Annotated in this window: 19 protein-coding genes; 16 read left to right on the top strand and 3 right to left on the bottom strand. The window is 58.0% G+C overall.

The genetic code is table 11. From position 1 onward, the window contains the following. Positions 1–145 precede the first annotated feature (145 nt). The 9 genes from livH (at position 146) to ugpQ (ending at position 8,958) form a co-directional block, all read left to right on the top strand. A complete protein-coding gene (gene livH, locus SB719_RS16180; protein ID WP_065650384.1) occupies positions 146–1,072 on the top strand; it encodes a high-affinity branched-chain amino acid ABC transporter permease LivH in 927 nt (308 codons plus the stop codon). Next, a complete protein-coding gene (locus tag SB719_RS16175; RefSeq protein ID WP_292977011.1) occupies positions 1,069–2,340 on the top strand; it encodes a high-affinity branched-chain amino acid ABC transporter permease LivM in 1,272 nt (423 codons plus the stop codon). The genes livH and SB719_RS16175 overlap by 4 nt, the downstream gene beginning before the upstream one ends. After that, complete coding sequence (gene livG / locus SB719_RS16170) at positions 2,337–3,104, top strand: high-affinity branched-chain amino acid ABC transporter ATP-binding protein LivG (RefSeq protein WP_065650382.1); 768 nt, start codon at positions 2,337–2,339, stop codon at positions 3,102–3,104. Before SB719_RS16175 ends, livG begins: the two co-directional genes overlap by 4 nt. Before the next feature lies 1 nt (position 3,105). Continuing rightward, complete coding sequence (gene livF / locus SB719_RS16165; protein ID WP_065650381.1) at positions 3,106–3,819, top strand: high-affinity branched-chain amino acid ABC transporter ATP-binding protein LivF; 714 nt, start codon at positions 3,106–3,108, stop codon at positions 3,817–3,819. A gap of 223 nt (positions 3,820–4,042) precedes the next feature. Then, the gene (gene ugpB / locus SB719_RS16160; RefSeq protein WP_065650380.1) at positions 4,043–5,359 is read left to right on the top strand and encodes a sn-glycerol-3-phosphate ABC transporter substrate-binding protein UgpB; all 1,317 of its coding nucleotides are present in this window, start codon (positions 4,043–4,045) and stop codon (positions 5,357–5,359) included. Between the two features lie 55 nt (positions 5,360–5,414). Continuing rightward, entirely contained in the window at positions 5,415–6,305 is an 891-nt protein-coding gene (gene ugpA / locus SB719_RS16155) for a sn-glycerol-3-phosphate ABC transporter permease UgpA (protein ID WP_065650379.1), read from the top strand. Further along, a complete protein-coding gene (gene ugpE / locus SB719_RS16150) occupies positions 6,302–7,144 on the top strand; it encodes a sn-glycerol-3-phosphate ABC transporter permease UgpE (RefSeq protein ID WP_065650378.1) in 843 nt (280 codons plus the stop codon). Before ugpA ends, ugpE begins: the two co-directional genes overlap by 4 nt. Further along, positions 7,145–8,218 (top strand): sn-glycerol-3-phosphate import ATP-binding protein UgpC, encoded by a 1,074-nt coding sequence (locus SB719_RS16145; RefSeq protein WP_412159412.1) that lies wholly within the window; start codon positions 7,145–7,147, stop codon positions 8,216–8,218. Continuing rightward, positions 8,215–8,958: a glycerophosphodiester phosphodiesterase gene (gene ugpQ, locus SB719_RS16140; protein ID WP_065650376.1), complete on the top strand. Its 744-nt coding sequence runs from the start codon at positions 8,215–8,217 to the stop codon at positions 8,956–8,958. The genes SB719_RS16145 and ugpQ overlap by 4 nt, the downstream gene beginning before the upstream one ends. Here ugpQ and SB719_RS16135 read toward each other — a convergent pair. Further along, positions 8,955–9,251, bottom strand: coding sequence for a DUF2756 domain-containing protein (locus SB719_RS16135; RefSeq protein WP_065650375.1), 297 nt, complete (start codon positions 9,249–9,251; stop codon positions 8,955–8,957). The genes ugpQ and SB719_RS16135 overlap by 4 nt on opposite strands. Before the next feature lie 201 nt (positions 9,252–9,452). Here SB719_RS16135 and ggt point away from each other — a divergent pair, with 201 nt between their 5' ends. The 4 genes from ggt to gntU all read left to right on the top strand — a co-directional run bounded on the left by ggt (position 9,453) and on the right by gntU (position 14,597). Then, a complete protein-coding gene (gene ggt / locus SB719_RS16130; RefSeq protein WP_412159411.1) occupies positions 9,453–11,204 on the top strand; it encodes a gamma-glutamyltransferase in 1,752 nt (583 codons plus the stop codon). A 376-nt stretch (positions 11,205–11,580) separates the two neighbouring features. Next, positions 11,581–12,576, top strand: coding sequence for a gluconate operon transcriptional repressor GntR (gene gntR / locus SB719_RS16125; protein ID WP_412159410.1), 996 nt, complete (start codon positions 11,581–11,583; stop codon positions 12,574–12,576). Positions 12,577–12,717: 141 nt separating this feature from the next. After that, entirely contained in the window at positions 12,718–13,257 is a 540-nt protein-coding gene (gene gntK / locus SB719_RS16120) for a gluconokinase (RefSeq protein WP_065650372.1), read from the top strand. Then, complete coding sequence (gene gntU / locus SB719_RS16115; RefSeq protein WP_065650371.1) at positions 13,257–14,597, top strand: gluconate transporter; 1,341 nt, start codon at positions 13,257–13,259, stop codon at positions 14,595–14,597. Before gntK ends, gntU begins: the two co-directional genes overlap by 1 nt. A gap of 331 nt (positions 14,598–14,928) precedes the next feature. Here the strand turns inward: gntU and SB719_RS16110 are convergent, their stop codons facing one another. Both SB719_RS16110 and SB719_RS16105 read right to left on the bottom strand, forming a co-directional pair. Continuing rightward, the gene (locus tag SB719_RS16110) at positions 14,929–15,081 is read right to left on the bottom strand and encodes a hypothetical protein (RefSeq protein WP_412159409.1); all 153 of its coding nucleotides are present in this window, start codon (positions 15,079–15,081) and stop codon (positions 14,929–14,931) included. 610 nt (positions 15,082–15,691) lie between these two features. Further along, positions 15,692–17,317: a Na/Pi cotransporter family protein gene (locus tag SB719_RS16105; RefSeq protein WP_065650367.1), complete on the bottom strand. Its 1,626-nt coding sequence runs from the start codon at positions 17,315–17,317 to the stop codon at positions 15,692–15,694. A 285-nt stretch (positions 17,318–17,602) separates the two neighbouring features. On the opposite strand from SB719_RS16105, the gene psiE reads away from it, so the two are divergent. From psiE to ubiA, 3 genes are all read left to right on the top strand, one after another. Beyond that, positions 17,603–18,013 carry a phosphate-starvation-inducible protein PsiE gene (gene psiE / locus SB719_RS16100; RefSeq protein ID WP_065650366.1) on the top strand — a complete coding sequence of 137 codons (411 nt, stop codon included), beginning with the start codon at positions 17,603–17,605 and terminating at the stop codon, positions 18,011–18,013. An 89-nt stretch (positions 18,014–18,102) separates the two neighbouring features. Further along, positions 18,103–18,618, top strand: coding sequence for a chorismate lyase (ubiC, locus tag SB719_RS16095; protein ID WP_065650365.1), 516 nt, complete (start codon positions 18,103–18,105; stop codon positions 18,616–18,618). Positions 18,619–18,622: 4 nt separating this feature from the next. Further along, positions 18,623–19,507 (top strand): 4-hydroxybenzoate octaprenyltransferase, encoded by an 885-nt coding sequence (ubiA, locus tag SB719_RS16090; protein ID WP_065650364.1) that lies wholly within the window; start codon positions 18,623–18,625, stop codon positions 19,505–19,507. Positions 19,508–19,516 lie beyond the last annotated feature (9 nt).

Below are 19,516 nucleotides of genomic sequence, written 5' to 3'. Positions count from 1 at the left end.
CCGGTTATACCCTATAGCGTAACTATCTCCCCCTCCCGTACGCGGGCGGGGGCAGGGAGCAGGCAAACGCGCTGCGAGCGGTTTGCTTCCCTGACCCTTTCTTACCCCAGAGAGGGAATCTCTGATTCACTTGCAGGTCCTCACTATGTCCGAGCAGTTTCTCTATTTTATTCAGCAGATGTTCAACGGGGTGACCCTCGGGAGCACCTATGCGCTGATCGCCATTGGCTACACCATGGTGTATGGCATTATCGGCATGATCAACTTCGCCCACGGCGAGGTCTATATGATCGGCAGCTATGTCTCTTTTATTGTCATTGCCGCCCTGATGATGATGGGTATTGATACCGCGTGGCTGATGATTGCCGCCGGTTTTATCATGGCAGTGATCATCTCCAGCGCCTACGGCTGGAGTATTGAACGCGTCGCCTATAAACCGGTGCGCGCTTCCAAGCGGCTGATTGCGCTTATCTCCGCCATCGGGATGTCTATTTTCCTGCAAAACTACGTCAGCCTGACCCAGGGCTCGCGCGATCTGGCGCTGCCGAGTCTGATCACCGGCCAGTGGACATTGGGTGAAAGCAACGGCTTCGCCGCCACGCTCACCACCATGCAGCTGGTGATCTGGGTAGTGACGTTTCTGGCAATGCTGGCGCTGACGCTGTTTATCCGCTATTCGCGTATGGGCCGCGCCTGCCGCGCCTGCGCAGAAGATCTGAAAATGGCGAGCCTGCTCGGCATCAATACCGATCGCGTCATTTCGCTGACCTTTGTGATTGGTGCGGCTATGGCAGCGGTTGCTGGCGTGCTGCTGGGGCAGTTCTACGGCTCAATCAACCCGTTTATCGGCTTTATGGCCGGCATGAAAGCATTTACTGCAGCGGTGCTGGGCGGTATCGGCAGTATTCCGGGCGCCATGATTGGCGGACTGGTACTCGGCATTGCGGAAGCGCTGACGTCAGCTTACCTCTCGACGGAATATAAAGATGTGGTCTCCTTTGCGCTGCTGATCGTGGTATTGCTGGTGATGCCAACCGGTATCCTGGGCCGCCCGGAGGTAGAGAAAGTATGAAGCGTCTCGGGCTGCTTAACGCCGTGCTTTCCGCGGCAATGCTGCTGGTACTGGCCAGCTTCTTTATGGGCGTGCGTCTGGACCTGGATGGCACCCGGCTGATTGTTGTCAGCGCGGGCGACGTTCGCTGGAACTGGATCTTCGTGGGCTGCGCGGTGGTCTTTATCTTTCAGCTGCTGCGTCCGCTGTTTGCAGGCCGGCTTCGCCGCAGCGGTAAAGCCTTTGTGCTGCCGGCGTTTGATGGCTCTACTGCGAAGCAGAAGCTGCTGATGGCGCTGCTGATCGTGGCTGCCGTTGCGTGGCCGCTGTTTGCGTCACGTGGCAGCATCGACATTGCGACGCTGACGCTGATCTACGTCATGCTGGGCCTGGGGCTTAACGTAGTGGTCGGACTCTCCGGGCTGCTGGTACTGGGCTACGGCGGCTTTTATGCCATTGGCGCCTATACCTTTGCGCTGCTGAACCACTACTACGGTTTTGGTTTCTGGGAGAGCCTGCCGCTGGCGGGCATCGTGGCTGGCGCCTTTGGGCTGATGCTGGGGTTTCCGGTGCTGCGCCTGCGCGGCGACTATCTGGCGATTGTTACGCTCGGCTTCGGTGAAATCGTGCGTATTTTGCTGCTCAACAGCACCTCCATAACCGGGGGGCCGAACGGTATCGCACAGATCCCTAAGCCCGGCCTGTTTGGCATTGAGTTTGGCCGGCGCGTCAGCGAAGGGGGATGGACCACGTTCCATGAACTGACGGGGCTTGCCTACAATCCCAACCACCGCGTGATTTTCCTCTACCTGGTGGCGCTGCTGCTGGTAGTGCTGACGCTGTTTGTGATCAACCGCCTGCTGCGTATGCCGCTGGGCCGCGCATGGGAAGCGCTGCGTGAAGATGAGATCGCCTGCCGCTCGCTGGGCCTGAGCCCGACGCGTATCAAGCTGACCGCTTTTACCATCAGCGCCGTGTTTGCAGGCTTTGCCGGCACGCTGTTTGCGGCACGCCAGGGCTTTGTCAGTCCGGAGTCGTTTACGTTTGTCGAGTCCGCTTTTGTACTGGCTATCGTGGTACTGGGCGGGATGGGGTCTCAGCTGGCGGTGATCCTCGCCGCTGTTTTGCTGGTGGTGTCGCGTGAACTGATGCGCGATCTTAATGAGTACAGCATGCTGGTGCTGGGCGGCCTGATGGTGCTGATGATGATCTGGCGTCCGCAGGGTTTACTGCCGATGAAGCGTCCGCATCTGAAACTGAAACAGAGCAAACAGGGAGAGCAGGCATGAGTCAGCCTTTATTAGCCGTTGAAGGCCTGATGATGCGTTTTGGCGGCCTGCTGGCCGTCAACAATGTGGCACTGGCGCTGCATCCGCAGGAGATTGTTTCGCTTATCGGACCAAACGGGGCCGGTAAAACCACCGTGTTCAACTGCCTGACCGGCTTTTATAAGCCTACCGGCGGAACGATCACACTGCGCGATCAGCCGCTGCAGGGCCTGCCGGGACAGAAAATCGCGCGCATGGGCATCGTGCGCACGTTCCAGCACGTGCGTCTGTTCCGTGAGATGACGGTGATTGAAAACCTGCTGGTGGCACAGCATCAGCATCTGAAAAGCGGTGTCTTTTCTGGTCTGTTAAAAACCCCGGCGTTTCGCCGTGGCGAGAGCGAGGCGCTCGATCGCGCTGCAACCTGGCTGGAGCGTATCGGCCTGCTGGAGCTGGCAAACCGCCAGGCGGGCAATCTCGCTTACGGCCAGCAGCGCCGGCTGGAAATTGCCCGCTGCATGGTCACGCGCCCGGAGATCCTGATGCTGGATGAGCCGGCAGCAGGCCTCAACCCGCGTGAAACGCATGAGCTGGATGCGCTGATCGCCGAGCTGCGCAGCGAGCATAAGGTGTCAGTACTGCTGATTGAACACGATATGAAGCTGGTTATGGGCATCTCCGATCGCATCTACGTGGTTAATCAGGGAACGCCGCTGGCGAACGGTACGCCGGAACAGATTCGCAACAACCCGGATGTGATCCGGGCTTATTTAGGTGAGGCGTAAGATGGCAAACCCGATGTTAACACTGCAGGGTGTAAGCGCCCACTACGGCCCGATTCAGGCGCTGCACAATATCAATCTGCATATCAGCCAGGGGGAGATCGTCACGCTGATTGGTGCCAACGGCGCCGGCAAAACCACGCTGCTGGGCACGCTGTGCGGTGAGCCGCGCGCCACCAGCGGCACCATTGTGTTTGACGGTAAAACCATTACCGACTGGCAGACGGCGAAAATCATGCGGGAGGCGATCGCTATTGTGCCGGAAGGACGCCGGGTGTTTTCCCGCATGACGGTGGAAGAGAACCTGGCGATGGGCGGCTTTTTTGCCAGCCGGCAGGAGTATCAGACGCGCATTGAGCGGGTTTATCAGCTCTTTCCCCGGCTGGCAGAGCGCAAAGTGCAGCGTGCCGGCACGATGTCCGGCGGTGAACAGCAGATGCTGGCAATTGGTCGTGCGCTGATGAGTCAGCCGCGCCTGCTGCTGCTGGATGAACCTTCACTCGGACTGGCCCCTATCATCATCCAGCAGATTTTTGACACTATCGAGCAGCTGCGTAAAGAGGGGATGACCATCTTCCTCGTTGAGCAAAACGCCAATCAGGCGCTGAAGCTGGCCGATCGCGGTTACGTGCTGGAAAACGGCCACGTGGTGCTGGAGGACAGTGGCGAAGCACTGCTCTCCAATGAAGCGGTGCGCAGCGCCTATCTCGGCGCCTGATCTGCCTGCGGCCCGGGATCCTGCCGGGCCGCCTTTCTCCCTGCCTGCGTTTTTTTGCTAAAAAGTGTGCACAGCGTTCACGTTTTGCCCCCTGGCTGCCCCGTTTCTGTGTGTCACATCTCTGTCATATTTCGGTTATTTTTCTATCATCTTCCCGTGTCATGTTACTCCGCGAACAAAAAATGCGTGATATTGCGCGTACCTAACAGCACAGGAAAACTTTATGACCGCTTTAACGCTTCGTCCCCGTCTGATGAGTGTGTTGCTTGGTCTGGCGCTCAGCGGTAACGCGCTGGCTGCGACCGAAATCCCTTTCTGGCACTCAATGGAAGGGGAGTTAGGCAAAGAAGTTGACTCTCTGGCACAGCGTTTTAACCAGGCGCATCCCGATTACAAAATTGTGCCCACTTATAAAGGTAACTACGAGCAGAGCCTGGCGGCGGGGATCGCAGCAGTACGCACCGGCAAAGCGCCTGCGCTGCTGCAGGTCTATGAAGTCGGTACGGCAACCATGATGGCCTCAAAAGCGATTGTGCCGGTGCATGAAGTGTTCAGCCAGGCTGGCGTGCAGATGGATGCGAAGCAGTTTGTGCCGGCCGTGGCGGGTTACTACAGCGACAGCAGCGGTCAGCTGATCTCTCAGCCGTTTAACAGCTCAACGCCGGTGCTCTACTACAACAAAGATGCCTTTAAAAAAGCGGGGCTGGATCCGGAACAGCCGCCGAAAACCTGGCAGGAACTGGCAAAAGACGCTGCCGCGCTGCGTAAAGCCGGCATGAGCTGCGGCTATGCCAGCGGCTGGCAGGGCTGGATCCAGATTGAAAACTTCAGCGCGTGGCATGCGCTGCCGGTAGCCAGTAAAAACAACGGCTTCGACGGCACGGATGCGGTGCTGGAGTTTAATAAACCGGTACAGGTGCGGCATATTCAGATGCTCGAAGAGATGAACAAAAAAGGTGATTTCACCTACTTCGGGCGCAAAGATGAGCCAACCGCCAAGTTTTACAACGGCGACTGCGGTATTACTACCGCCTCCTCAGGTTCGCTGGCGGATATCAAGCACTACGCCAAATTCAACTTCGGCGTCGGCATGATGCCGTATGACGAGACCGTACCTGAAGCCCCGCAGAATGCCATTATTGGCGGTGCCAGCCTGTGGGTGATGAAAGGCAAAGATGCGGCCACGTATAAAGGGGCGGCAGAGTTTATGAAGTTCCTCGCCCAGCCGGAGATTGCCGCCGAATGGCATCAGAAAACCGGCTACCTGCCTATCACCACCGCTGCCTATGAGCTGACCAGAAAGCAGGGCTTCTATGAGAAGAATCCGGGCGCGGATATCGCCACCCGGCAGATGCTCAATAAAGATCCGCTGCCGTACACCAAAGGTATGCGCCTCGGCAACATGCCGCAAATCCGCACGGTGGTGGATGAAGAGCTGGAAGGCGTCTGGACCGGCAAGCAGACGCCACAGGCGGCGCTGGATAATGCGGTTAAACGCGGTAACGCACTGCTGCGCCGTTTTGAACAGCAGGTGAAATAAATCCGATCCACCGGGAGCGGCGCTGTGCCGCTCCCGCTTTCAGCGTGAGTTTTCTATGCCCTCATCGTCTCGTCCGGTCTTTCGTGCCCGGCTGCTGCCCTATTTGCTGATGGCACCGCAGCTGATTATCACCGCCATTTTCTTTCTCTGGCCCGCCGGAGAAGCGCTATGGTATTCGCTGCAGAGCATCGATCCGTTTGGCATCTCGAGTACCTTTGTCGGGCTGGAGAACTTCAGCCGTCTGTTCAGCGATCCGTATTATCTCGACTCGTTCCGCACCACCATCGTCTTCAGCCTGCTGGTCACGGTACTGGGCATGCTGTTTTCGCTTCTGCTGGCAGCGCTGGTTGACTATGTCGTAAGCCTGCAAAAACTCTACCAGACCCTGCTGCTGCTGCCGTACGCGGTGGCGCCGGTGGTCGCCGCGGTGCTGTGGATGTTTCTCTTTAATCCGGGGCTTGGGCTGTTCAGTCATCTGCTCAACCAGGCTGGCTATAACTGGAATTATGCGCAGAACAGCGGTCAGGCAATGTTTCTGGTGGTGCTCGCCTCTATCTGGCAGCAGATGAGCTACAACTTTCTGTTTTTCTTCGCCGCGCTGCAGTCGATTCCGAGGTCGCTGATTGAGGCGGCAGCCATCGACGGGGCCGGGCCGGTACGCCGCTTTTTTCATCTTTCACTGCCACTGATTACGCCGGTGAGCTTCTTTCTGCTGGTGATCAATCTGGTCTACGCCTTCTTTGATACCTTCCCGGTCATTGACGCCGCCACCGGTGGCGGGCCGGTACAGTCTACCACCACGCTTATCTACAAAATTTATCGGGAAGGATTTACCGGTCTCGATCTCTCCTCATCTGCCGCGCAGTCGGTTGTGCTGATGCTGCTGGTGATTGGCCTGACTATTCTGCAGTTCCGCTTTGTTGAGCGTAAGGTGCAATATCAATGATTGAGAACCGACGCGGGCTGGATATCTTCAGCCATACTCTGCTGATTCTGGGTGTGCTGACCATTCTGTTTCCGCTCTATGTGGCCTTTGTAGCCGCCACGCTGGATAACACCGCGGTTTATCAGGTCCCGATGACGCTGGTGCCCGGCACGCATCTCTGGGAGAACGTCTCGCGTATCTGGACGCAGGGCGTTAACGGCAGCGCGGCGTTTGGCATGATGCTGCTGAACAGCTGTATCATGGCGCTGGCAATTACGTTCGGCAAAATCAGCGTCTCTATGCTCTCAGCCTTTGCGCTGGTCTGGTTTCGTTTTCCGCTGCGCACGCTCTTTTTCTGGCTGATTTTCATTACCCTGATGCTGCCGGTTGAAGTGCGCATCTTTCCGACGGTAGAAGTGATCGCCACGCTCAACCTGCTCGACAGCTACAGCGGTCTGACGCTGCCGCTGATGGCGTCGGCAACGGCCACGTTTCTGTTTCGCCAGTTTTTCCTGTCGCTGCCGGATGAGCTGATTGAAGCCGCGCGCATTGATGGTGCCGGACCAATGCGCTTCTTTTGGGACATTGTCCTGCCGCTGTCAAAAACCAACCTCGCCGCGCTGTTTGTGATCACGTTTATCTATGGCTGGAATCAGTATCTCTGGCCGCTGCTGATTATTAATGATGCCAGCCTGAGCACCGCCGTAGCGGGGGTAAAAAGCATGATCAATACCAGCGGCGGCCCGACGCAGTGGAATGAAGTGATGGCAGCGATGTTATTAACCCTGATCCCACCGGTTGTGGTGGTTCTTGTAATGCAGCGCGCGTTTGTGCGTGGCCTGGTGGAGAATGAGAAATAGATGGCAGGCGTAACCTTACAGAGCGTGACAAAATCGTATGACGGCAAAAATGCGGTGATCCAGCCGCTGACCATTACCATCAACGAGGGCGAGTTTATGGTGATGGTGGGGCCCTCCGGCTGCGGTAAGTCGACGCTGCTGCGTATGGTGGCCGGACTGGAGCGCGTCAGCTCCGGCGACATTTTTATTGCTGAGCAGCGGGTCACGGAGATGGAGCCGAAAGATCGCGGCATCGCGATGGTGTTTCAGAACTATGCGCTCTACCCGCATATGACGGTAGGCGAAAACATGGGCTATGGCCTGAAGATCCGCGGTATGAGTAAAGCGCAGATCGCTCAGCGCGTGCTGGAAACCGCGCGCAGTCTGGAACTTGATCACCTGCTGACCCGGCGACCGCGTGAACTTTCAGGCGGCCAGCGGCAGCGCGTGGCGATGGGACGCGCTATCGTACGTGAGCCGGCTGTATTCCTGTTCGATGAACCCCTGTCTAACCTTGATGCGCGGCTGCGCGTGCAGATGCGCCTTGAACTGCAGCAGCTGCACCGTCGCCTGAAAACCACCAGCCTCTATGTTACGCACGATCAGGTTGAAGCGATGACGCTGGCAGAGCGGGTGATGGTGATGAATAAAGGGATTGTGGAGCAGGTTGGCACGCCGGTAGAGGTCTATGAGCGTCCGGCCAGCCAGTTTGTCGCCGCTTTTATCGGCTCACCGGCGATGAACCTGCTGCCAGGGCAGATCAGCCGCGACGGCACGCACTTTACGCTGGATGCCCTGAACAGCCTGCCACTGGGCGGGAGACGGCCGCAGTGGGCTAACCAGACGATGACGCTCGGCATTCGTCCTGAGCATATCCATCTCTCTTCACGTGAAGCAGGCGGCGTGCCACTGGTGATCGATACGCTGGAGATCCTCGGCGCAGATAACCTTGCGCATGGCCATCTTGGCCAGGCGCGGCTGGTGGTCCGGCTGCCGCACAGCGAACGTCCGCAGGCGGGCAGCACGCTGTGGCTGCATCTGCCGGCGGATGCGTTACACTTCTTCGATTCTGTACATGGAAAACGTCTGGAATGAGTGACAACAACTGGCCCTACCCGAAAATTGTGGCCCATCGCGGCGGCGGTAAACTCGCCCCGGAAAATACGCTGGCGGCGATTGATACCGGCGCGCGCTATGGCCATACCATGATTGAGTTTGATGCCAAACTCTCGCAGGATAAACAGATCTTTCTGCTGCACGACGACACGCTCGATCGCACCAGTAATGGCTGGGGCGTGGCAGGCGAGCAGACGTGGTCGCAGCTGGCACAGCTCGATGCCGGCGACTGGTTCGGCCGGGCATTTACGGGCGAACCGCTGGCGCTGCTGACAGATGTGGCGGCGCGCTGTCGCCAGCACCGGATGATGGCAAATATTGAGATCAAACCGACCACCGGCACCGACGCTGAGACAGGTGCTGCCGTGGCGCTGGCTGCCCGTAAGCTCTGGCAGGGGCAGATACCCCCGCTGCTCTCTTCATTTTCACCTGACGCGCTGGCAGCGGCACAGCAGGCCGCTCCGGAGCTGCCGCGTGGTTTGCTGCTGGATGAGTGGGATGACGCATGGCAGGCACTGACCGCCAGGCTGGGATGCGTGTCGATTCACCTGAATTACCGGCTGCTCGACGCAGAGCGCACAGCGCGGCTGAAAGCAGCCGGGCTGCGTATCCTGGTGTATACGGTTAATCAGCCCGCGCGTGCACGCGAGCTGCTGAACTGGGGTGTGGATGCCATCTGCACCGACCGCATTGACATCATTGGTCCCGACTTCAGTTAGTTACTGTTCGGCATTGTGCCGTTCTGCTGCGTATTCTGACCCGGCTGCGACTGCAGCACCTGCTGCCGGGTACTGTCGCGTTTTTCCTGCAGCTGCCGCTGCATATTTTGCGTCTGCCGCTGCTGATCCTGATGCAGCAGGCGCTGCTGCTGCTGCTGCTGGGTCTGCATCTGCGTCTGCATACGCTGCTGGCTTGGGTTATAGCCGGGCTGATTCACATTGTTATTATTCAGCGTGTTCGCCATACCGCTCAGCGGCAGCAGGGCTGCCAGCGCAATAAGCCATGGTTTCATTATTCCCTCCGGTCGTCTGACCTGCTGTGTAAACAGGCTGCCTGCAGGCAGTCTGCGTCTTGATCATAAGTTTATGCGATATCACAAAGCCTGAAATCGGGCGTGCGTGCAATTTGCGTTAAGTGGTATGTTTTTACTGCATTAGCAAACACTTGCATTACTAAATAACAAATGTAAACAACTGAAAAGGATGGTGGCAGGATGAAGACAGCAGGCAGGTTGCGCCAGTTGAGCTGGGCGATGTTAATGAGTTTTACCGTGGTGCAGGGGGCCGCCGCCGCGCCCGCCAGTGCACCGCCTGTCTCTTACGGCGTTGACAGCGACACCTTTCATCCGGTGAAAGCGCAGCACGGCATGGTTGCTTCGGTGGACGCTATGGCAACGCAGGTGGGCGTGGAGATCCTTAAGCAGGGTGGTAATGCAGTGGATGCGGCGATCGCCGTGGGCTTTGCGCTGGCGGTTACTCATCCGCAGGCGGGTAATCTCGGCGGCGGCGGCTTTATGCTGCTGCGCACCGCTTCCGGACGGACTGCTGCTATCGACTTTCGTGAAATGGCGCCGGCGCGCGCCTCGCGCGATATGTTCCTTGATAAGCAGGGCAACGCGGATAGTAAGTTATCGCTTACTTCGCACCTGGCGTCGGGTACGCCGGGCACGGTGGCAGGATTTGCGCTGGCGGCACAGAAGTATGGCACGCTGCCGCTGCGCACGCTGCTGGCCCCGGCTATCAGGCTGGCACGTGACGGTATTATCGTCAACGACGCGCTGGCGGACGATCTCGCCACCTATGGCAAAGAGAATCTGATCAATTACGCCACCAGCCGGGCAATTTTTTATAAAGCGGACGGTAAACCTTATCAGAAAGGCGATCGGCTGGTGCAGAAGAACCTGGCCCGCAGCCTGCAGCTGATTGCGCAGCAGGGGGCAGACGCATTTTATAAAGGCCGTATTGCTGATGAGATCGCTGGCGAGATGGCACAGCATGGCGGGCTGATTGGCAAAGCCGATCTTGCTGCTTATCGTGCCGTGGAGCGCAAACCGGTCAGCGGCACCTATCGCGGCTATGAAGTGTTCTCTATGCCGCCTCCCTCATCCGGCGGGATCCACATTGTGCAGATCCTGAATATTCTGGAGAACTTCGACCTGGCGAAGTGGGGCTTCGGCAGCGCAGATGTCATGCAGGTTATGGCAGAAGCGGAGAAGTACGCCTATGCCGATCGCTCCGAGTATCTTGGCGATCCCGATTTCGTCAAAGTGCCGCAGCAGGCGCTGACCAGCAAAGCTTACGCCAGAACCCTGGCGCAGCAGATCGATGTCAGCAAAGCGCGGCCGTCATCAGAGATCAAACCGGGTAAACTGGCACCGTATGAGAGCAATCAGACCACCCATTTCTCTGTGGTGGATAAAGCGGGCAATGCCGTGGCAGTGACCTATACCCTGAACACCTACTTTGGCAGCGGGATCGTGGCGGGCAACAGTGGCATCCTGATGAACAATGAAATGGATGATTTCTCCGCGAAGCCCGGTACGCCAAACGTCTACGGTCTGGTCGGCGGTGAGGCGAATGCGATTCAGCCGGCGAAGCGTCCGCTCTCCTCAATGTCACCAACGATTGTGGCAAAAGAGGGGAAAACCTGGCTGGTCACCGGCAGTCCGGGCGGCAGCCGGATCATCACAACCGTGCTGCAGATGGTGGTTAACAGCATCGATTTTGGGATGAACGTGGCGGAAGCAACTAACGCCCCGCGTTTTCATCACCAGTGGCTGCCCGATCAGCTGCGCGTGGAGAAAGGCTTCAGTCCTGATACGCTGCGGCTGCTGGAAGCCAAAGGCCAGCACGTGAAGGTGATGCCTGCAATGGGCAGCACGCAGAGCATCATGATTGGGCCGGACGGCATGCGCTACGGCGCGTCCGATCCGCGTTCCGTCGACGATCTCAGCGCCGGTTATTAACCGCTGCGGCGGCGCACACCGGTGCGCCGTCTGCGTCGCTGACGCAGCATAACGAACGGTATTCTGGCGCATGGCGTTTCCCTGCAGGCCGGGAAAATTCTATCCGAGCTCAGCCAGTTCTGGCATCGGATGAATAAAAACCGGAAACGGGGTTTACAGACGAGAATGATAATGATTATTATTGTCATGCGAGCCCGGCCTGACAGCTGTGGTAAGCACGACATTGCTCACATTGCTTCCGGTATTGTTTAGCCAGCCTGCGTGCTGGCTTTTTTTTTATCCGCAGGCGGTCCGCCCTGGGTGCAGACGGGCATTAGACGCGGAAGCGGTAAAAATAGTGATAAACTCAGCGTATCTCTGGCCTCAGGTGCATACGATGAAGAAGAAAAGACCGGTATTACAGGACGTCGCCGATCGCGTCGGCATCACCAAAATGACCGTCAGTCGCTACCTGCGCGACCCCGAGCGCGTCTCTGCGGCGCTGCGTGACAAGATTGCTGTTGCGCTGGATGAGCTGGGCTACATTCCTAATCGTGCACCCGATATGCTCTCAAACGCCACCAGCCGCGCCATTGGCGTGCTGCTGCCCTCCCTGACCAACCAGGTTTTTGCTGACGTGCTGCGTGGCATTGAAACCGTGACCGATGAGGCGGGATATCAGACGCTGGTGGCGCACTTTGGCTACAACCCGGAAAAAGAAGAGCGACAGCTGCGCTCGCTGCTGGGCTGGAATATTGACGGGGTGATCTTAACCGAACGCACCCATACCACCGGCACGCTGCGCATGCTGGAGGTGGCCGGGATCCCGGTTATTGAGATAATGGACAGCGTTACGCCGTGTCTTGATATGGCGGTGGGATTTGACAATGTCGAAGCGGCGCGGCAGATGACGCAGGCTATCCTGAAAAAAGGGCATCGCCACACGGTCTACCTGGGGGCACGGCTGGATGAGCGTACGCTGCAGAAGCAGCAGGGATATGAACAGGCGATGCGCGAGGCGGGCCTGACACCGCATAGCGTGATGATGGAAGACGCCTCTTCCTTCAGCGCCGGCGCGCAGCTGCTGTGCGAGGCGCAGAAGCGTTATCCGGCAACGGACAGCCTGTTCTGTACCAATGATGACCTGGCTGTAGGGGCCATGTTTGAGTGCCAGCGTCAGGGGCTGCGCGTGCCGGAGCAGATGGCGATTGCGGGCTTTCACGGGCATGACATTACGCAGGTGGTGACGCCACGCCTGGCAACCGTGCTGACGCCGCGCGAACGCTTGGGGCGCGAAGCGGCCGCCATGCTGCTGGGGCGCATTGGTGGCGATTACGCCTTCAGCGGCCCGCTCGATATCGGCTTTGAAATCGCTGAAGGTGGCAGCATCTGATTTTAGCGATTATATGCGTCACTTCACACTTTTACGCTTTTCCGGCTGCCGAGGGTTGTCAGCACCGGAACGCACTCCGACAATGAATGACAGATTTGTTATCGGTAACATTGGCAGAATAAGCTGCCGGAGCGCAAAACTATGATCACGCCATCTTCATCACATCACGTTTTTATCCTGATGGGTGTATCCGGCAGCGGAAAGTCTGTCGTCGCTAATCGGGTCTCACACGAACTGAATACCGCCTTTCTGGACGGGGATTTCCTCCATCCGCGCAGCAATATCATGAAAATGGCGGAAGGCCATCCGCTGGATGATAACGATCGCCAGCCGTGGCTGCAGGCGCTGAACGACGCGGCTTTTGCCATGCAACGGACCCAGGCAGTGTCGATTATCGTCTGCTCGGCGCTGAAAAAGTCCTATCGCGACATTCTGCGTCAGGGCAATCACAACCTGAAGTTTATCTACCTGAAAGGCGATTTTGATACGATTGAAACCCGTCTCAAAGCCCGTAAAGGCCACTTCTTTAAGCCGCAGATGCTGGTGACGCAGTTTGCCACGCTGCAGGAACCTGGCACAGATGAGGCTGACGTCCTGATGGTGGATATCAATCACTCGCTGGATGACGTTGTTGCGGCTACGGTTGCGACCATCAGGGATGCAATCAACAAGGGCGAGTAATGAGTACCGCAACGCTGGTGTTAACCGCAGCAGGCTCTGTCCTGCTGCTGCTGTTTCTGGTAATGAAAGCGCGTATGCACGCCTTTGTCGCCCTGATGTTAGTTTCTATCGGCGCCGGGCTCTTCTCCGGAATGCCGCTCGATCAGATCGCCGACACCATGCAAAAAGGCATGGGCGGTACGCTGGGCTTTCTTGCCATTGTGGTGGCGCTTGGCGCCATGTTTGGCAAAATCCTGCATGAAACCGGTGCGGTAGATCAGATCGCTATCCGGATGCTGAAAACCTTTGGCGAAAGCCGGGCGCACTATGCGATGGGGATTGCCGGGTTGATCTGTGCGCTGCCGCTGTTTTTTGAAGTCGCAGTCGTGCTGCTGATCAGCATCGCCTTTGCGGTAGCGCGCCGCACCCATGACAATCTGGTGAAGCTGGTGATCCCGCTGTTTGCCGGCGTGGCGGCGGCGGCGGCGTTTCTGCTGCCGGGACCTGCGCCGATGCTGCTGGCAGCACAAATGCACGCTGATTTTGGCTGGATGATCCTGCTGGGACTCTGTGCAGCCATCCCGGGCATGCTGATCGCCGGGCCGCTGTTTGGCAGCCTGATCGCCCGGCACGTCAGCTTCAGCGCACCGCCGGAAGATCATCAGCCGGAGGTAGGCGAGGGGAAGCTGCCCTCATTTGGTTTCAGCCTCTCTCTGATCCTGTTCCCGCTGCTGCTGGTTGGCCTGAAAACCATCGGTGCCCGCTTTACCACGCCGGATACCCGGCTTTACGAATGGCTGGAGTTTATCGGCCATCCGTTTACCGCGATCCTGCTGGCGCTGCTGGTGGCGATCTATGGTCTGGCGTACCGGCAGGGCATGGATAAAGAGAAGGTGATGCAGGTGTGCGGCAGCGCGCTGCAGCCCGCTGGCATTATTCTGCTGGTGATCGGTGCCGGCGGCGTCTTTAAGCAGGTGCTGGTCGACTCTGGCGTGGGGCCGGTGCTGGGGCACGCGCTGACCGGTGCCGGTATGCCGATTGCGCTGGCCTGCTTTATTCTGGCGGGGGCCATCCGGGTGATTCAGGGTTCTGCAACCGTGGCCTGTCTGACCACTGTGGGTCTGGTGATGCCGGTGATCGAACCGCTGCATTACAGCGGCGCGCAGCTGGCGGCGCTCTCTATCTGCATTGGCGGTGGTTCAATCATTATCAGCCACGTCAATGACGCCGGCTTCTGGCTGTTTGGCCGCTTTACCGGTGCCACTGAGGGCGAGACGCTGAAAACCTGGACGCTGATGGAGACCATTCTCGGCACCACCGGCGCTGTCGTCGGCATGATTGCGTTTAGTCTGTTATCGTAAATTACCCGGGGGCGCATGAATGCGCCCCTGGATTACCCCGTAGGGTCGCCATTCATGGCGACCGTGTTAATTCCCGCACCGGATCCGATGATGCCATTCACGGCGAATAGTACCGTGCACGCCATAAACCCGGGACCGGGACGCATGAATGCGCCCCCTGCATTACCCTGTAGGGGCGTCATTAATGACGCCCTAGCCGATGCCTGCACCGGATTCGATGACGTCATTCATGACGCCCGTGTTAATTCCCGCACCGGATCCGATGATGCCATTCACGGCGAATAGTACCGTGCGCGCCATAAACCCGGGGCGCATGAATGCGCCCCCTGCATTACCCTGTAGGGGCGTCATTAATGACGCCCTGGCCGATGCCTGCACCGGATTCAATGACGTCATTCATGACGCCCGTGTTAATTCCCGCACCGGATCCGATGATGCCATTCACGGCAAATAGTACCGTGCGCGCCATAAACCAGGGGCGCATGTATGCGCCCCCTACATTACTCCGTAGGGGCGTCATTAATGACGCCCTGGCCGATGCCTGCACCGGATCCGATGATGCCATTCACGGCAAATAGTACCGTGCGCGCCATAAACCCGGGGCGCATGAATGCGCCCCCCTACATTACTCCGTAGGGGCGTCATTAATGACGCCCTGGCCGATGCCTGCACCGGATCCGATGATGCCATTCACGGCAAATAGTACCGTGCGCGCCATAAACCAGGGGCGCATGAATGCGCCCCCTGCATTACCCTGTAGGGGCGTCATTAATGACGCCCTGGCCGATGCCTGCACCGGATTCGATGACGTCATTCATGACGCTCGTGTTAATTTCCGCACCGGATCCGATGATGCCATTCACGGCGAATAGTACCGTGCGCGCTATAAACCCGGGACGCATGAATGCGCCCCTGCATTACCCTGTAGGGGCGTCATTAATGACGCCCTGGCCGATGCCTGCACCGGATTCAATGACGTCATTCATGACGCTCGTGTTAATTCCCGCACCGGATCCGATGATGCCATTCACGGCAAATGGTACCGTGCGCGCTATAAACCCGGGACGCATGAATGCGCCCCCGGCATCCTTACCTTAATCCATCTCCCGCTCATCTTCCGGCTGATCCAGCACCGTATAGGCCACTGCGCAGAACAGCGAGTTCAGTCGCTTCATGTCGCCCAGCAGCCCCAGATGCAGCGAACTGGTTTCAATGCTCTGTACGTTATTCAGATGCAGCCGCTCCACATGTGAGTGAGAGAAGCGGCGGATCAGAATACGGAAGCGATGTTTGGCTCGTCGCAGCCGTTTCGCGCTGGTGACATCATGCGACAGAAACACGGAGAGGCTCAGTCGCAGATTATTCAGTACCTGCTCCTGGAGCGTATTCAGCTCTTCCAGCCCCTCTGCCGAAAAGGCGCGTCGCGCCTGCAGCGATTTATCCGCAACGTCACCGCTCATGCGCTCAATGATGTCACCCGCCTGCTCAAGATTCAGCGCCATCTCAATGATTTCAGCCCAGCGCCGCGAATCATCTTCCGCCAGATCTTCGCGCGGCATGCGGGCCAGGTAGAGTTTTATGGCGGTATAAAGCACGTCAACATCATCATCCAGCTGCCGCACCCGGTGCGCTTCACGCAGTTCGCCCCGCACCACGCGGCTGAACGACTCCAGCATCTGCTCCAGCACGTCCCCCATACGCAGGGTTTCCCGTGCCGCATTGACCAGCGCCAGCGCAGGCGTATCCAGCGCGCTTTTATCCAGATGTCTGGGCTTGAGGTGCGCCTGATTCTCTGCGTCGTTGGCAATCATGCGCTGGCAGAGACGCGCCATCGGTGCTGCAAACGGCACCATGATCAGGCAGCGCGTCAGGTTGTAGAAAACGTGGAAAAAGATCACCAGCTCTTCATCATTCACCGGCAGCCGATCCAGCAAATCAGCGATGAAATCCACAAACGGCAGCACTGCAATGCTGCCGATAAGCTTGAACAGCAGGCTGCCGAGCGCCACCCGCTTACCTGCCGCATTAGAGCCGCTGGCGTTGATCATCGCCAGCAGGCCGCTGCCGAGGTTGGCACCAATGACCAGACAGAGCGCAACTTTGAAAGAGATCACGCCAGCAGCCGTCAGGGTCGCGGTGATCAGCACCGCCGCCAGGCTGGAGTAGCTGACGATGGCAAAAACGGCACCAATCAGCGCATCCAGCAGCGTATCGCCGGTTAGCGTAGAGAACAGCACCTGCACGCCCGCGGCCTGCGTGATCGGACGCGCAGCGGTGACAATCAGCTGCAGCGCCAGCAGGATCAGGCCAAGACCAATGGCGGCGCGGCCCATCTGTCCGACGCGCGTCTGTTTGCGGCTGAGGAAAAAGACCACGCCAAAAAAGATAAACAGCGGCGAGAGCCAGGAGAGATCAAAGGTCAGCACGCGCGCCATAATGGCTGTTCCGACGTCAGCCCCCAGCACCACCACCAGAGCAGGCGTAAGGCTGACCAGATTTTGTGCCACAAACGAGGTTACCAGCAGCGTAGTGGCGTTGCTGCTCTGCACCAGAGCGGTAACGCCAATGCCGGCCAGAAAAGCCATTGGCTTTTTTTCCACGCTGCGGCTCAGTACCCGCCGCAGATCGGCGCCGTAAACGCGCATGATGCCGGTGCGCACAATGTGCGTGCCCCAGACCAGCAGTGCGACAGCAGAAAGCAGATTAAGCAGGGTTAGCACGGTCGCAGGCTCCTGTACGCCAGGCAAAAAGCAGCCAGCTGCCTGCCTGGCGAGCACGGCAGCGGGGGAAGAACGGTATCGCACCGCATGAATTTTTCGTTAGATATAAATAACCTGAAGCGGTGTCGACCTGTTAACTGTAGCTGAATCCCACTCACCGCAATGAGATATCCACGGCGTTTACGGCGCGCCCGACAGAGAACGGCGCTCTTAACGTTATATTGTGATTCAGATCACATTGCAGCATGATGGTGCCTTTCTCGTTTGCGCATTAAGGACGCAGCAATGACAGATAAATCAGCCGCCGGTCAGCTCATCGCGACGGTGCTGCAGTGGGTACTTAACATCGGCCTGTTGATCCTGGCCGTGATCCTGGTTGTTTTTCTCGGCAAGGAGACGATTCATCTGGCTAACGTGCTGTTCAGCACCGGTGAGCAGGCGTCATCCTATCTGCTGATTGAAGGCATTGTGATCTACTTTCTCTACTTTGAATTTATCGCGCTGATTGTGAAATATTTCCAGTCGGGCTATCACTTTCCGCTGCGCTACTTTGTTTATATCGGCATCACCGCCATTATCCGGCTGATTATTGTTGACCATAAAAATCCGTTCGACACGCTCTGCTATTCGGCCGCAATTCTGATTCTGGTGGTCACACTATGGCTGGCAAACAGCAACCGGCTGAAGCGCGAATAAACGGTCATTATTCTCCCTGGCGTTCGCGGCCGTGCCAGCGGCCGCGCTCTGCGGTAAACTGAGGCAACTTTTTTGCCGGAGATCGCCTGATGTCGCACGATGCGCTGCGCCAGTTATATGCCCTGCAGTGGCTATCCGCCTCCATCCCGCTGCCAGCACCCTTGCTCGACTGGCTGCTGGAAGAAGATTCCATGACGCGCCGTTTTGAGCAGCACTGCGGGCAGGTTACCGTTGAACCTCTCCGTGAAGGCTTTGTCAGCGCAGCGGAAGTGGCAGCGGAAGCTGCTTTTCTGCCGGATGATACGCGCTTCTGGCTGCGCGAAATCGTGCTGTGTGGCGACGGTGAGCCGTGGCTACTGGGGCGCACCGTGGTGCCGGAAAGTACGCTGCAGGGACCGGAGCAGATGCTGCAGCAGCTTGGCACACGTCCACTGGGGCGCTATCTTTTTGCCTCTTCCGCGCTGAGCCGTGACTTTATTCATCCCGGCCAGGCCGGCGATCTCTGGGGACGGCGTTCGCGTCTGCGCCTGTCGGACAAGCCCCTTCTGTTAACTGAACTTTTTTTACCGGCATCGCCGCTTTACCGCGCGCTGCAGCAAGGATGAAACCGTGCAAAAATCATTAACTGCAAGCAAATGGCAGGCTTACAGCCGCCTGATGCGCATCGACAAACCTATCGGCACGCTGCTGCTGATGTGGCCTACGCTCTGGGCGCTGTGGCTGGCTGGCATGGCGGTGCCGCCGCTTCCGGTGCTGATCGTATTTGTGCTCGGCGTGATTGTGATGCGCGCTGCGGGCTGCGTCATCAACGATTACGCCGATCGCAACGTGGATGGCCACGTCAAACGCACCGCTGGCCGGCCGCTGGCGAGCGGGGCGGTTTCAGAGAAAGAGGCAAAGCTGCTGTTTGCTGCTCTGGGCCTGCTGGCATTTATGCTGGTGCTGACCATGAATCGCATGACCATCCTGCTCTCTTTTGGCGGGCTGGCGCTGGCGTGGGTCTATCCCTTTATGAAGCGCTATACCCATCTGCCGCAGGTGGTGCTCGGCGCAGCTTTTGGCTGGGCGATTCCGATGGGGTGGGCTGCGGTAAGTGAGTCCTTACCTTTAGTCTGCTGGCTGGTGTTCTTCGCCAACATCTGCTGGACGGTGGCCTACGATACGCAGTACGCCATGGTGGATCGCGATGACGATCTGAAAATAGGCGTCAAATCCACGGCGATTCTGTTTGGTCGTTTTGACAAGCTGATTATTGGTCTGCTGCAGCTGGCTGCGCTGGGGCTGATGGCGCTGGTGGGAAGCATACTGAATCTGAACGGGGCCTTCTACTGGTCACTGCTGGCTGCCGGCGCGCTGTTTGTCTATCAGCAGAGCCTGATCGCCCGGCGCGAACGTGACGCCTGCTTTCAGGCGTTTCTGAACAATAACTACGTGGGGCTGGTGCTGTTTGCGGGTGTGCTGCTGAATACGCAGCCGTTTCTGGCGCTGTTCTGAACCGACAGG

Source organism: Pantoea sp. SIMBA_079 (assembly GCF_046940275.1).
GTDB lineage: Bacteria > Pseudomonadota > Gammaproteobacteria > Enterobacterales > Enterobacteriaceae > Pantoea > Pantoea borealis.
Note: the sequence above shows the minus strand (reverse complement) of the source record. Positions and strands in the feature narration are given on the sequence as shown.

Bases quoted from the DNA above. Each gene is read 5' to 3' on its own strand.
- ggt (WP_412159411.1), top strand. From the start codon at position 9,453: ATGAAGACAGCAGGCAGGTTGCGCCAGTTGAGCTGGGCGATGTTAATG.
- SB719_RS16135 (WP_065650375.1), bottom strand. From the start codon at position 9,251: ATGAAACCATGGCTTATTGCGCTGGCAGCCCTGCTGCCGCTGAGCGGT.
- livF (WP_065650381.1), top strand. From the start codon at position 3,106: ATGGCAAACCCGATGTTAACACTGCAGGGTGTAAGCGCCCACTACGGC.
- SB719_RS16175 (WP_292977011.1), top strand. From the start codon at position 1,069: ATGAAGCGTCTCGGGCTGCTTAACGCCGTGCTTTCCGCGGCAATGCTG.
- gntR (WP_412159410.1), top strand. From the start codon at position 11,581: ATGAAGAAGAAAAGACCGGTATTACAGGACGTCGCCGATCGCGTCGGC.
- ugpB (WP_065650380.1), top strand. From the start codon at position 4,043: ATGACCGCTTTAACGCTTCGTCCCCGTCTGATGAGTGTGTTGCTTGGT.
- ubiC (WP_065650365.1), top strand. From the start codon at position 18,103: ATGTCGCACGATGCGCTGCGCCAGTTATATGCCCTGCAGTGGCTATCC.
- ugpA (WP_065650379.1), top strand. From the start codon at position 5,415: ATGCCCTCATCGTCTCGTCCGGTCTTTCGTGCCCGGCTGCTGCCCTAT.
- SB719_RS16145 (WP_412159412.1), top strand. From the start codon at position 7,145: ATGGCAGGCGTAACCTTACAGAGCGTGACAAAATCGTATGACGGCAAA.
- psiE (WP_065650366.1), top strand. From the start codon at position 17,603: ATGACAGATAAATCAGCCGCCGGTCAGCTCATCGCGACGGTGCTGCAG.
- gntU (WP_065650371.1), top strand. From the start codon at position 13,257: ATGAGTACCGCAACGCTGGTGTTAACCGCAGCAGGCTCTGTCCTGCTG.
- livG (WP_065650382.1), top strand. From the start codon at position 2,337: ATGAGTCAGCCTTTATTAGCCGTTGAAGGCCTGATGATGCGTTTTGGC.
- SB719_RS16110 (WP_412159409.1), bottom strand. From the start codon at position 15,081: ATGCGCCCCTGGTTTATGGCGCGCACGGTACTATTTGCCGTGAATGGC.
- ugpQ (WP_065650376.1), top strand. From the start codon at position 8,215: ATGAGTGACAACAACTGGCCCTACCCGAAAATTGTGGCCCATCGCGGC.
- gntK (WP_065650372.1), top strand. From the start codon at position 12,718: ATGATCACGCCATCTTCATCACATCACGTTTTTATCCTGATGGGTGTA.
- ugpE (WP_065650378.1), top strand. From the start codon at position 6,302: ATGATTGAGAACCGACGCGGGCTGGATATCTTCAGCCATACTCTGCTG.
- livH (WP_065650384.1), top strand. From the start codon at position 146: ATGTCCGAGCAGTTTCTCTATTTTATTCAGCAGATGTTCAACGGGGTG.